At 68.8% G+C, this 12,413-nt stretch carries 9 protein-coding genes; 6 read left to right on the top strand and 3 right to left on the bottom strand.

Annotated elements, in window-relative coordinates:
* The 5 genes from ACZ7L6_RS17195 to ACZ7L6_RS17215 form a co-directional block, all read left to right on the top strand.
* Positions 1–1,263: penicillin-binding transpeptidase domain-containing protein (locus ACZ7L6_RS17195; RefSeq protein ID WP_471924617.1), on the top strand; the 1,263-nt coding region annotated here is incomplete at its 5' end.
* Positions 1,260–2,459 carry a rod shape-determining protein RodA gene (gene rodA, locus ACZ7L6_RS17200; protein ID WP_471924619.1) on the top strand — a complete coding sequence of 400 codons (1,200 nt, stop codon included), beginning with the start codon at positions 1,260–1,262 and terminating at the stop codon, positions 2,457–2,459. The genes ACZ7L6_RS17195 and rodA, both read left to right, overlap by 4 nt.
* 89 nt (positions 2,460–2,548) lie before the next feature.
* Positions 2,549–4,093 carry a CYTH and CHAD domain-containing protein gene (locus ACZ7L6_RS17205; RefSeq protein WP_471924621.1) on the top strand — a complete coding sequence of 515 codons (1,545 nt, stop codon included), beginning with the start codon at positions 2,549–2,551 and terminating at the stop codon, positions 4,091–4,093.
* Positions 4,094–4,142: 49 nt separating this feature from the next.
* The gene (locus tag ACZ7L6_RS17210) at positions 4,143–6,116 is read left to right on the top strand and encodes a TIGR03960 family B12-binding radical SAM protein (protein WP_471924623.1); all 1,974 of its coding nucleotides are present in this window, start codon (positions 4,143–4,145) and stop codon (positions 6,114–6,116) included.
* A gap of 200 nt (positions 6,117–6,316) precedes the next feature.
* Positions 6,317–6,961, top strand: coding sequence for an SMI1/KNR4 family protein (locus ACZ7L6_RS17215; RefSeq protein WP_471924625.1), 645 nt, complete (start codon positions 6,317–6,319; stop codon positions 6,959–6,961).
* 56 nt (positions 6,962–7,017) lie between these two features.
* Here ACZ7L6_RS17215 and ACZ7L6_RS17220 read toward each other — a convergent pair whose 3' ends face one another.
* Positions 7,018–10,773: a DNRLRE domain-containing protein gene (locus tag ACZ7L6_RS17220; protein WP_471924627.1), complete on the bottom strand. Its 3,756-nt coding sequence runs from the start codon at positions 10,771–10,773 to the stop codon at positions 7,018–7,020.
* A 319-nt stretch (positions 10,774–11,092) separates the two neighbouring features.
* Between ACZ7L6_RS17220 and ACZ7L6_RS17225 the strand changes: the two genes are divergently transcribed.
* Positions 11,093–11,491 (top strand): hypothetical protein, encoded by a 399-nt coding sequence (locus ACZ7L6_RS17225; RefSeq protein WP_471925649.1) that lies wholly within the window; start codon positions 11,093–11,095, stop codon positions 11,489–11,491.
* 10 nt (positions 11,492–11,501) lie between these two features.
* Here the strand turns inward: ACZ7L6_RS17225 and ACZ7L6_RS17230 are convergent, their stop codons facing one another.
* Both ACZ7L6_RS17230 and ACZ7L6_RS17235 read right to left on the bottom strand, forming a co-directional pair.
* Positions 11,502–11,792, bottom strand: a complete 291-nt coding sequence (locus tag ACZ7L6_RS17230) for a hypothetical protein (RefSeq protein ID WP_471924629.1) — start codon at positions 11,790–11,792, stop codon at positions 11,502–11,504.
* On the bottom strand, positions 11,782–12,189 hold the full coding sequence (locus tag ACZ7L6_RS17235; RefSeq protein WP_471924631.1) for a transposase family protein: 408 nt from the start codon (positions 12,187–12,189) through the stop codon (positions 11,782–11,784). The genes ACZ7L6_RS17230 and ACZ7L6_RS17235 overlap by 11 nt, the downstream gene beginning before the upstream one ends.
* Between the last annotated feature and the right edge of the window lie 224 nt (positions 12,190–12,413).

A 12,413-nucleotide genomic window follows, 5' to 3' on the forward strand; every position in this document is an offset into this window, starting at 1 on the left:
AAGAAGCTCACCGGCAAGAGCTCCAACTACCCGCTGCTCAACCGTGCGATCCAGGGCCAGTCAGCGCCCGGCTCCATCTTCAAGGTCGTCCCCACGGCCGCCGCGGTCAACGCCGGCTACTCCTTCGACGGCCCCTACGAATGCTCCAGCTCCTACTCGATCGGCGGCCAGGTCTTCAAGAACTTCGAGTCCAAGGGGTACGGCCCGATCAGCCTGGGGCGTGCGCTTGAGGTCTCCTGCGACACCGTCTTCTACCGCCTCTCCCACGAGGAGTGGAAGCGCGACGGCGGCACCAAGCCGAAGAAGAACGCGCACGACTGGTTCTACAAGACGGCCCACCAGTTCGGCCTCGGTGCGGAGACCGGCATCGACCTGCCCAACGAGGTCACCGGCCGCATTCCGGACCGCCAGTGGAAGCAGGCCTACTGGAAGGCCAACAAGGACGCCTGGTGCAAGTACGGCAAGAAGGACGGCAGTTACGCCGAGAAGATCGCCTACGAGAACTGTCTCGAAGGCAACCGGCTGCGTGCCGGTGACTCGGTGAACTACTCCATCGGACAGGGTGACACCCTGGTCACCCCCATCCAGATGGCGACCATCTACGCGGCGATCTCCAACGGCGGCACGCTGTACGACCCGACCGTCGGCAAGGCCGTCGTCAGCGCCGACGGCAAGAACGTCCAGGAGATCAAGCCCAAGTCGCACGGCAGGCTGCCCATAAGCAAGCAGACGCTGGCCGCGATGGACGACGCCCTCGCCGGCGTCGCCACCCGGGGTACCGCCGCCTGGCGGTTCGCGGATGTCGGCTGGCCCCAGGACAAGATCCCGATGCACGCCAAGACCGGTACCGCGGAGGTCTACGGCAAGCAGACGACCTCGTGGTTCGCCACGTACACCAAGGACTACGCGGTCGTCATGACGATCTCCCAGGGTGGTACGGGTTCCGGCGCCTCGGGTCCGGCCGTGCGCAACATCTACGACGCGCTGTACGGCGTCTCCGACGACGGCACGATCAACAAGAAGAACGCGCTGCTGCCGAAGCCGCAGAAGAGCCTGCCGAAGGTCCGCACGGACGGCACCATCGCCTCGCCGAAGGTCGGAAAGGACCCGGCGAAGGAGCAGCGGGCCACGCAGGAGGGCGAGAAGGCGCCGGACGAGCAGCAGCTCGCCGGGACGGTCTCGACGCCCACGCCGGAGAACCGGGACACCCGGCGCAGGCGACGCAGGAACCGCAGTCGGGGAAGCCGGAGGATGCTCACATGACCGGCGCCAACAGCTTCCAGGTCTCCGGGTACGGGCCCGAACGGGCGGGCTGGACCCGCCTGTTCGCCCGCGACTCGCTCGCCCGCAGGCTCGACTGGCCGATACTGCTGGCGGCGTTGGCCCTGTCGCTGCTCGGCACGCTCCTCGTCTACTCGGCGACCCGCAACCGCACCGAGCTCAACCAGGACGACCCGTACTACTTCCTGATCCGGCATCTGCTCAATACCGGCATCGGCTTCGCCCTGATGATCGGCACGGTCTGGCTCGGCCACCGCGCGCTGCGCACGGCCGTGCCGATCCTGTACGGCGTCTCGGTCTTCCTGATCCTGCTGGTGCTCACCCCGCTCGGCTCCACCATCAACGGCGCCCACTCCTGGATCAAGCTCCCCGGCGGCTTCTCACTGCAGCCCTCCGAGTTCGTGAAGGTCACGATCATCCTGGGCATGGCGATGCTGCTGGCGACGAGAGTGGACGCGGGGGACAAGCAGTACCCCGACCATCGCACGGTCGTGCAGGCCCTGGGCCTGGCCGCCGTGCCGATGCTGATCGTGATGCTCATGCCCGACCTCGGCTCGGTCATGGTGATGGTGGTGATCGTGCTGGGCGTGCTGCTCGCGTCCGGTGCCTCCAACCGGTGGGTCTTCGGGCTGATCGGCACGGGGACGATCGGCGCGATCGCGGTCTGGCAGCTCGGCGTCCTGGACGACTACCAGATCGCCCGCTTCGCCGCCTTCGCCAACCCCGAACTCGACCCGGCGGGCGTCGGCTACAACACCAACCAGGCGCGGATCGCGATCGGTTCGGGCGGGCTGACGGGCGCGGGGCTGTTCCACGGCTCGCAGACGACCGGCCAGTTCGTGCCGGAGCAGCAGACCGACTTCGTCTTCACGGTGGCGGGCGAGGAACTGGGCTTCATCGGCGGCGGGCTGATCATCCTGCTCCTCGGCGTGATCCTGTGGCGGGCCTGCCGGATCGCGCGGGAGACGACCGAGCTGTACGGGACGATCGTCGCGGCGGGGATCGTGGCGTGGTTCGCCTTCCAGTCGTTCGAGAACATCGGGATGACGCTGGGCATCATGCCGGTGACCGGTCTGCCGCTGCCGTTCGTGTCGTACGGAGGGTCGTCGATGTTCGCGGTGTGGGTGGCGGTCGGGTTGCTGCAGTCGATCAGGGTGCAGCGTCCCATGTCCGCATAGGAGTTGCCCTGTCGTCGTTGTCCGTCTTCCCGGTGTTCATGAGGGGGCGAGCCCTGTCGTCCCGTCGTGACTCGCACTAGATTCGGTTCATGGCGGACACGAAGCGCGAAATCGAGCGGAAGTACGAATCCGACGACAGCGGCCTGCCCGACCTGACCGGCGTCGCCGGGGTAGCGGCCGTCATCGACAAGGGTGTCGCGCAGCTGGACGCCACCTACTACGACACCGTGGACGAGCGACTCGCCGCGTCGTCGGTCACCCTGCGGCGCAGGACCGGAGGCTCCGACGCGGGCTGGCATCTGAAGTTCCCCGTCGCCCCGGGCGTACGGGACGAGATCCAGGCACCGCTGTCCGACACCCTGCCCCGCACACTCGCCGGCCTCGTCCGCTCCCGGGTGCGGGGCGCCGAGCTGGTACCGGTGGTCCGGCTGCGCTCCGACCGTGACGTACGCGACCTCGTCGACGCCGACGGCCGGCTGCTGGCCGAGGTCAGCGTGGACGCCGTACGGGCCGAACGCCTCAGCGGCACCGGCGGCAGCGCACAGTGGACCGAGATCGAGGTGGAGCTGGCCGACGGAACCGACCCGGCGTTCCTCGACAAGGTCGAGAAGCGGCTGAAGAAGGCGGGCGTACGGCCCTCGTCGTCGGCCTCGAAGCTGCAGCGGGCCCTGGCGGAGACGGCGCCGAAGAAGAAACGGGGCAAGAAGGCGCGGGCGGACCGGGCGCCGGTCACCGTCACCGCCGGCGATCATGTGCTCGCCTACCTCCGGGCCCAGCGGGACGCCGTCGTCGAGCTCGACCCGGCCGTGCGGCGGGACGTGTACGACTCCGTGCACAGCATGCGCGTCGCCACCCGCCGGATGCGCAGCGCCTTCCGGTCCTACGGCAGGGTCCTGGACCGGGCCGTGACCGACCCGATTGGCGAGGAGCTGAAGTGGCTGGCCGGGGAGCTGGGCGTCGACCGGGACCAGGAGGTGCTGACCGAGCGGCTGACGGCCGCCCTCGACGAGCTGCCGCGGACCTTGCTGTCCGGGCCCGTCCGCACCCGGCTGCGCACCTGGTCGCACGCCCGCAGCGGAGGATCGCGACGGCGGCTGATCGGCGTGCTGGACGGCAAAAGGTATCTGCAGCTGCTGGAGAGCCTCGACGCGCTGCTCACCGACCCGCCTCTGCTCCAGGCGGCGGGCGGGAAGCCGGAGAAGGTGATCGGGAAGGCCGTACGGAAGGACTTCTCGGCCGTGTCCGGGCTGGTCGAGCAGGCGCTGGTACTGGGGCCCGGGCCCGAACGGGACCTCGCGCTGCACGAGGCCCGGAAGAAGGCCAAGCGGACACGGTACTCGGCGGAGTCGGCGGTTCCAGCTCTGGGCGACCCGGCCGCCGGGCTGGTGAAGTCGATGAAGAGCCTGCAGAACCTGCTCGGCGACCACCAGGACAGCGTGATGACCCGGGAGGCGCTGCGGGAGCTGGCACGGCAGGCGCACGGGGCGGGGGAGCCCTCGTTCACCTACGGGCTGCTGTACGGGCGTGAGGAGTGGCGCGCGGCCGAGGACGAGGCCGGTCTTCCGGGGCTCTGGCGGCAGATCAAGGACGGGGCGGGCCTCTGGGCGTACGGAGGACCCTCGCGGCCGCGTTAGGCTGGATGGTCACCCCTGTCATTTCAGTCAGCTCACGAAGGTTCGCGACATGCCTGCCGAAGCCGCTGCGGCCGCTGAGTCTGTGTTTCCGCAGCTCGAAGCTCTGCTCCCGCATGTGCAGAAGCCGATCCAGTACGTCGGCGGAGAGCTCAACTCCACGGTCAAGCCGTGGGAGTCCTGCGACGTCCGCTGGGCGCTCATGTACCCCGACGCGTACGAGGTCGGACTGCCCAACCAGGGCGTCATGATCCTTTACGAGGTCCTGAACGAGCAGGAGGGCGTCCTCGCCGAGCGCACGTACAGCGTGTGGCCGGACCTGGAGGCGCTGATGCGGGAGCACGACGTCCCGCAGTTCACGGTGGACAGCCACCGCCCGGTGAAGGCGTTCGACGTGCTCGGGCTGTCCTTCTCCACCGAGCTCGGCTACACGAACATGCTCACCGCCCTGGACCTGGCCGGCATCCCGCTGGAGTCCAAGGACCGGACCCTCGACGACCCGATCGTCCTGGCCGGCGGCCACGCGGCCTTCAATCCCGAGCCGATCGCCGACTTCATCGACGCGGCGATCATCGGCGACGGCGAGCAGGCCGTGCTGGACATGACGGAGATCATCCGCAAGTGGAAGGCGGAGGGGCAGCCGGGCGGCCGCGAGGAGGTCCTGTTCCGCCTCGCGAAGACGGGCTCGGTGTACATCCCGGCGTTCTACGACGTCGAGTACCTCCCCGACGGCCGTATCGCCCGTGTCGTACCGAACAAGTCGGGCGTCCCGTGGCGTGTGTCCAAGCACACGGTCATGGACCTCGACGAGTGGCCGTACCCCAAGCAGCCGCTGGTCCCCCTCGCGGAGACGGTCCACGAGCGCATGTCCGTCGAGATCTTCCGCGGCTGCACGCGCGGCTGCCGCTTCTGCCAGGCCGGCATGATCACCCGCCCGGTCCGGGAGCGCTCGATCACCGGCATCGGCGACATGGTCGACAAGGGCCTGAAGGCGACCGGCTTCGAAGAGGTCGGCCTTCTCTCCCTTTCCTCGGCGGACCACTCGGAGATCGGTGACATCGCCAAGGGCCTGGCCGACCGCTACGAGGAGGACAAGATCGGCCTGTCCCTCCCCTCCACCCGCGTCGACGCCTTCAACATCGACCTGGCGAACGAGCTGACCCGCAACGGCCGCCGCTCCGGCCTGACCTTCGCCCCCGAGGGCGGCTCGGAGCGCATCCGCAAGGTCATCAACAAGATGGTCTCCGAGGACGACCTGATCCGCACGGTCGCCACCGCCTACGGCAACGGCTGGCGCCAGGTGAAGCTGTACTTCATGTGCGGCCTGCCGACCGAGACCGACGACGACGTCCTGCAGATCGCCGACATGGCGACCAAGGTCATCGCCAAGGGCCGCGAGGTCTCCCGCTCCAACGACATCCGCTGCACGGTCTCGATCGGCGGCTTCGTCCCCAAGCCCCACACCCCCTTCCAGTGGGCCCCGCAGCTGAGCGCGGAGGAGACGGACGCCCGCCTGGAGAAGCTCCGCGACAAGATCCGCGGCGACAAGAAGTACGGCCGCTCCATCGGCTTCCGCTACCACGACGGCAAGCCCGGCATCGTCGAGGGACTGCTCTCCCGCGGCGACCGCCGCATCGGCGCCGTCATCCGCGCGGTCTACGACGACGGCGGCCGCTTCGACGGCTGGCGCGAGCACTTCTCGTACGACCGCTGGATGAGCTGCGCCGACAAGGCGCTGGCCCCGTTCGGCGTGGACGTCGACTGGTACACGACCCGCGAGCGCACCTACGAGGAGGTCCTCCCCTGGGACCACCTCGACTCCGGCCTCGACAAGGACTGGCTCTGGGAGGACTGGCAGGACGCCCTCGACGAGACCGAGGTCGAGGACTGCCGGTGGACGCCGTGCTTCGACTGCGGGGTGTGCCCGCAGATGGACACCCACATCCAGATCGGCCCGACCGGCAAGAAGCTGCTGCCTCTGACGGTCAAGAACGCGGCGCCGGCGCCCAGCGGGCACTCGCACTGAGGTGGGCGGGCGCTCGATCGGGTGGTTGAGGCGCTGGCGGGAGCGAGTGAGGACGAGGTGGCGGCTGCGCTTGCAGCAGCCGGTGCTTCGATAGCTCGCAGAAGAGGCGTCTCCCGCGCCCGTACCGAAGGCTGCTCTCCCGACGGCGAGGGCCGAGAAGCCGCGTGTGCCGGACGGCATGCGGCGGCTACGGTGGGCGAATGTCTGTTCAACACAGCAGTGAGGTCGAGCGGGTCGCGGCTGCCTGGCGGAAGGTGACCGGCTGGCTCGCCAAGCATGCGCCCGTCTCCCACGCTTCTCTCCTTGCGCCTGCGACGGAGGAGGAGATCGCCGCGGCCGACTCCCGCCTGAGGCATGCCGTCGGGTTCGGGCTGCCCACGGAATTGGCGGCGCTGTGGCGGCTGTGCGGCGGTGTGGAGCACCAGTACATCGAGGCCAATGAGGAAGCGGGTGAGGTCGGTTCGGGGGCGTTCCTGCCGGGCGGGGTTCTGCTCGGTCCGGAGGATGCGCTCCGGCCGCGGCTGCCGGAGGTCGGGCGCGGCGATATGTGGGGCTCCGCGGTGGTGCCTTGGCTGACCGGCGACGAGGCAGGACCCGAGTCGGGGCTCTACGTGGGCGAGGACGGCGTCGGCTCCTGGTCGCTGCCGGACAATCTCGCGTGCGACAAGCCCGCGTATCCGTCGATCGCCGCCTATCTCGAGGCCGTTCACCGCACGCTCACCGAGGGGCCGGCCGACGCCATGGGCCCCGATGTGCCCGGTCTGGTGTGGGGCTGTCTGATCTGGGACGACCCCGAGGCTCCTCTGCTGGACGATGCGTCGGAGCACTGGCACCCCGTCCACTGAGCGCGCCGCTGCCCGGGACCCGCCTGGCTGACGGGCCCCGGGCAGGCGCGCGGTGGCTACGGCTTCTTCATCTCGCAGACGAGCGTCGCCGCACCGGTGTTGCAGCCCTTGAACCACGAAACGCCCGGGTCGATGGCGAACGCGTCGCCGTCGATGACCCGCATCTGCGCCAGGAACTCATTGCCGTACTTGTTCATCGCACCCTGGTTGACGTACCCCGACATCGAGGAACGGCCGCACTTCTCGCTGAACGTCGGCGCGTCGTAGCGCGTGTCGTCCAGGAGGTGCTCACTGCCGTCGTCGGCCTTCGCCGCCACGGTCTGGATGCACTCGCCGCCGCCGGCGGTGCCGGCCGGGTTCAAGCCGCCGGCGGTAGCGGGCAGGCCGACGGTCTCGTACGTCGAGGCGAACGGAACCTCGTCGCAGTTCACCTTGTCCGGATTGGGCAGAGGGACCTGGGGGCGGAACTCCGGATGCAGGAACGTCTTCGGATGCGGCACGAACCCCTTGGTCGGAACGTACCCGTCGGTCCTGGTGCCGCCGTAGTAGCCGCAGACGCGGTTTCGGATCTTCTTCTTCGTCCAGGTGGAGTTCACCCGGCCGTTGTCCGCGTCAGGTCGGTAGTGCAGCGGCTTGCCGACGGTCCCCAGGCCCTTGACCGCGGACTTGTTCTGCACCATCCACAGGTGAGCCGCGGCGGCCGGGTAACGGGCGGCGTCCATCTGGTACTTGGGGACGTACTGCGTCAGCACACATCCCGGCGCGCCGTAGGAATCGACCTTGTCGCACCGCACATCGATGCCGGGTGAGCGCGCACTGCCGCCGTCGATCTCGTCGTCCTTGCCCTCGACCGGGACGTATTCGCTCTCCGGGTTGAAGATGAACCAGACCGGCAGCTTCCTGGACAGGCCGGCGTCGGAGGGGCCCACGCCGTTGGTGGAGCCGTCCCACTTGTGCGAGGCGGTACCGGTGGCCATGTGGGAGTCGACCGGTGTGCTGTTGCCGCCGCCCTTCCAGCTGAGGTCGCCGTAGAAGTCGAAGTTCCGCACGTCCCGGCTGTCGGTGGCACCTTCGCAGGCGCCGCTGAAGCACATCGAGTCCATGTGGGCGATGGGGTTGCCGTCGCCGAACAGTACCGACCTGTCGTGCCCGGGGAAGTCGTTGAAGACCGGGTTCAGCTGGATCCAGGTCTTGATCGTCCCGTCGTGCCGGTCGGTCTTGACCTGGAAGGCGATCTCGAAGCGTGCGTGGCGCTCTTCGGTCTTGACGCCGTTGAGGTAGTACTCCTTCGTGTAGTTCAGGTCGTAGAAGACACAGGCCTCGTTGCGGGTGATCAGCGACTTCTGGGCCTCCCCGAACAGCGACGGCTGGCACCAGGAGCCGGTGACGATCGGATCGGGGTAGGACGGGGCCCGCAGCTTGCGCTGCTGGGCCAGTTCCTTCGCGGCCTTGCGGGTTCCCGCCAGCGACCGCTGGTCCTTGGCCTTGATGGTGACCGTCTCGTGGCCCTTGCGCAGGGTGCGCGAGGCGCTGCCCTGCTTCCAGTCGGCAATGCGCTGCGGCTCGTTGAGGTATGCCGCGACGTCGGAGGTCAGATCCGGCTGCGGCAGCTTGATGTCTATCTTCTGGGCGCGGTTGTAGTTCCGGTTCCCGGCGGTGAACCCGTAGTCCTTGATCGGGCCCACATTGCCCGCCCGGTCCACGGTGCGCGTCTGCGTCACGTGGTTGCCGTCGGCGGCCGGGGTCGCGGTGTAGGAGGCTTCGGGTGCTGGGGCCCTGGTCGCCGTCGTGGTGGTACGGACCGATGCCCAGCCGTAGTTGTCGGCGTCGTCCTCGTACGGGTCGAAGCGGTACTGCACCTCGTAGGGGGACGCGTCGCCGGTCGTGACGTCGAAGCGGCCCTGGATTCCGGCTCCGCCGCCGCCCCAGTTCTCCGGGTAGGTCGCGGAGACGATCTGCTTCGGCTCCAGGGGGGCCGTGGTGTCGACCACGAACTGGGTCCAGGGAGACCAGTTCAGGTTGTAGTGGGTGCCGTCGTAGGAGTTGGTGCGGAACTTGTAGGTCTTGCCGTCCTGGAGCTGTCCGGCCGGCACGGTGACACTGGCCGGCTTCCCGGAGGGGACGAAGTCCGAGACCAGCAGGCCCTCACCGGTTGGCGTGGTGATCGGGGTGTTGGTGGCGGCGTCGTAGACCTGGAAGGTGCCGTTGACGGTGTCGCCGTCGGCGTCGGTGAAGGTGTCCCGCAGCGTGGGCGTGGTGGTGTTGACCGCCCACACGCCCGCGTACGACCTGAACGGCGCGCCGGCCTGACGGTCGGCGCCGTCGGAGGGCCGGTAGTTGTAGGTCACGGTCAGCTTCGGCTGATTGGCCGTGTTGTTGCCGGAGTTGACGCGCTTCCAGCCGCGGGTGTCGTCGTTGGCGGCCCGCAGACCCATGTAGCCGCGGGTGGCCTTGGCCGAGGCCCAGGTCTGCACGAGGGCGTCGACGTCGGCGTTGATCCAGCCGTCGGGCTGGGTGCCGGTGCAGTCGGGGTTGCCGCGGGTCTGGGTGGAGGAGTGGTACTGCTGGTTCCAGGTGGGCTGGCTGGTCCAGCGCGAGGACGTACCGGCCGCGGTGGTGTCCCAGACGGTCCACGACTGGTTGGCGCAGTCGGTGTTGCCGGAGTGGAAGTTCCACAGCGCCAGGTTCGTGTCGACGATCAACGCGTCCTGGATCGGTGTGGTGTTCCAGTGGATGAAGGACCGGGCGGTGCGGGGCGTACCGTCGGCGTTCTTGGTGCCGGGGTTGCCGAAGTCCAGCTCCGTGTCGGTGGACAGGTCCGTGGTCTCGCCCTGCTGCACGTAGGTGTCGAACGTGGCGGCCAGAGCCGAGGTCGAGGGGTCGACGGTGACCGGGTACCGCGTCCTCGGGTCGCTGAGGAACTTCGCGCTGGGGGTGACGACCAGGTCGATACGGCCGCTGCCCTTGTCGACGACCTTCATGGCGACGCGGGACTTGCGGGTGTGCTCGCCGGACGTCTCGTCGACGGTCGCGTCCCACATGACCGGTGCGGGCATCGTGGCCCGCACCGCGCCCGTCCTGGCGTCGGCGAAGGCGACGGACCCGTCGTCGTTGGCCTTGGCCTTCAGGCCCTTGGCCTTGACCGGGAGTGTGTAGGAGTAGGCGCCGTCCGGTCGCCGGCCGATCTCGACGAACTGCTCGAACCCGGTGCGGGTGGCCTCGACGATCAGGTCCGCGCCGGGCACCGCCTCCGGGTAGCGGGCGGTGGTGCCGTCGAGTTCGGGTTCCGGCAGGCCGCCCTTCCATTGCAGCGTCACCCTCTGGTCACCGGAGCCGAGCGTTACCAGATCCCGTGCCGCGGCCTTCTTGGCGGTGGCGAGCGAACCGGGGATGGTGCCGCCCTTTCCGGCCAGGCGCAGGCCATGGGGGTGTGCCTTCGCCTGCACCGAGCCGTCGGCGGACTTCGTCAGGGTGGCGTCGACGGTACGCCACTTGCCACCCCGCCAGACCCGCTCGGGGCCGGGCGTCATCGTGGCGGTGAGCGTTCCGTCGGGGTTGGCGACGGTGATCGAGTCGGGGGTGGTCTCGTCGGTGACGACCACCTTCTTGCCGGTCTTCCGCGCCTCCAGGATCGCCCATGCCTTCGATCCCTTGGCGTGGGCGGCGGCCCATGCCATATCGCCCTTGAGCAGCTCGGCCTCGGACGGCTGTATGGCCTCGGTGGAGGCAGGCGGGTCCGCGGGGGCGGGGGCGGGGGCCGCCGCAGCCTGGCCGGTGAGAGCGATGCCGGCTTCGGTGGTCAGTAACAGCACGGTGGCTACGGCGAGTTGCGAGAGGCGTCTGCGTCTGCCTCTGCGTCCTGATGTGGGCGGTTGTGCCTGGGTCTGCACGGTGTGAGTCCGGTCCTTCCCGTGTATGAAATGAACTCCTGTTCGAAAGCGCACGGTGTAGGACCCTAGGAAGGGGGATGCCCGTCCTGTACGGGGATTTCGAGCCAGTCTTGATCGTGGCGAGGCGGTGGCGGTCGGAATCGCTGAAAGCACTGCGCATCCCGAACGCAAACGTAAGTTGAATCACACGGATGTACTGACGGTGAACCAGCAGACCTCTCTGCGTGTCTGGCTCTCCCGGATGACCTTGGTCTGCCTCGAGCTGAAGGCTGCGGTCCGGTCTGGTGACGGTGGGCGTCGGATCGGTTCGGCGGCTGACTTCGGTGGCTGGGTCGTGGAGCAATCGGTGGCGGAGTCAGCCGAACCGTTCACCTTCGTGATCGGTATGGACGGTGTGCTTCGGCCGGCGCCGCGGCGAAGCGAGCCGGTGGCCTGTGCTGGCGGAGGCATGGTCCTGAGCGCCGGCGGAATCAGCTTCATGCGCGAGGCGGACCGGTGGACCGTCAGCGAGGTCAGCAACCGGTCCACCGGGTACTGCCCAGACGTCACCTCCTGGGCGGCGGTCGCGCGCGCAAACATCGTCTGCGTCTTCTGCGGCAGCGATCTGCCGGAGACGTGCAACGTGGATCCCACCGCATGACGGCCAAAGGTCACAGCCACTCGCTGATGGCAGCGACCAGCACGGTCGCCTCGTAGCGGACGGCGAGCTTGTCGTGGCGCGTGGCGACAGCCCGGTGCCTTCTGAGGCGGTTGATCCCGCACCCGACCGCATGGCGCTCGCGGTAGTCGACTGGGTCGAAATGCGGCGGCCGGCCGCCGCGACAGCCGAGCTTCCGACGGTTGCAGGTCTGTTCGGCCTGGTCCGGGATGATGCAGCGGATCCCGCGGCGGCGCAGGTAGGCGCGGTCCTTGCGGGAGGCGTACGCCTTGTCAGCCCGCACCCGGTCGGGACCGACGCGTGGCCGGCCCGACGCGAACCCTCTGCAGCACCGGTTCGAACTGCGGCGAGTCTCCACGCTGCCCCGCCGTCACCACGATCGACATGGGCTTCTGATCCTGCTCGACGGCCAGATGCAGCTTGCTGGTGAACCCGCCGCGCGACCGTCCCAGCCCGTGATCACGAGGCTCGGTGAACACGCCCCCCGGCGGCTCCTTCTGCAGATCGCCCTGCTTACGAGCCCCAGCCGCAGGCTGATGGGCGCGACAGACCGTGGAGGCGAGGCTCAGGTCCCATACGACCGCACCCTCCGCATCGGCCAAGGACGGGAGCCGGGTCAGGATCCGGTGCCAGGCATCGTTCCGCTGCCACCGGCGGAACAGGTCGTAGACCTGCCCCACGGCCCGTACTCGACGGGCACGTCCTGCCACGGAACACCGTCCGGACCCGAAACCGTATGCCGTCGAGACCAGACGGGCGGCGCCCCGTGTGCGGTGGTCACACCTGCCTGCGTCGGGGGACGTGCCAACCACGACCGGCAGGAAGCTGCTGCCTCTGACGGTCAAGAACGCGCGCCGGCGCCCAGCGGGCACTCGCACGAGCCCCCATTCCTGACCGGGAAGGG

The sequence above is a fragment of the Streptomyces sp. NPDC107522 genome (assembly GCF_055657525.1).

What these genes read in the sequence shown, in the direction of transcription:
- ACZ7L6_RS17205 (WP_471924621.1), top strand. Translation starts at nt 2,549, where the DNA reads ATGGCGGACACGAAGCGCGAAATCGAGCGGAAGTACGAATCCGACGAC.
- ACZ7L6_RS17225 (WP_471925649.1), top strand. Translation starts at nt 11,093, where the DNA reads ATGACCTTGGTCTGCCTCGAGCTGAAGGCTGCGGTCCGGTCTGGTGAC.
- rodA (WP_471924619.1), top strand. Translation starts at nt 1,260, where the DNA reads ATGACCGGCGCCAACAGCTTCCAGGTCTCCGGGTACGGGCCCGAACGG.
- ACZ7L6_RS17215 (WP_471924625.1), top strand. Translation starts at nt 6,317, where the DNA reads ATGTCTGTTCAACACAGCAGTGAGGTCGAGCGGGTCGCGGCTGCCTGG.
- ACZ7L6_RS17210 (WP_471924623.1), top strand. Translation starts at nt 4,143, where the DNA reads ATGCCTGCCGAAGCCGCTGCGGCCGCTGAGTCTGTGTTTCCGCAGCTC.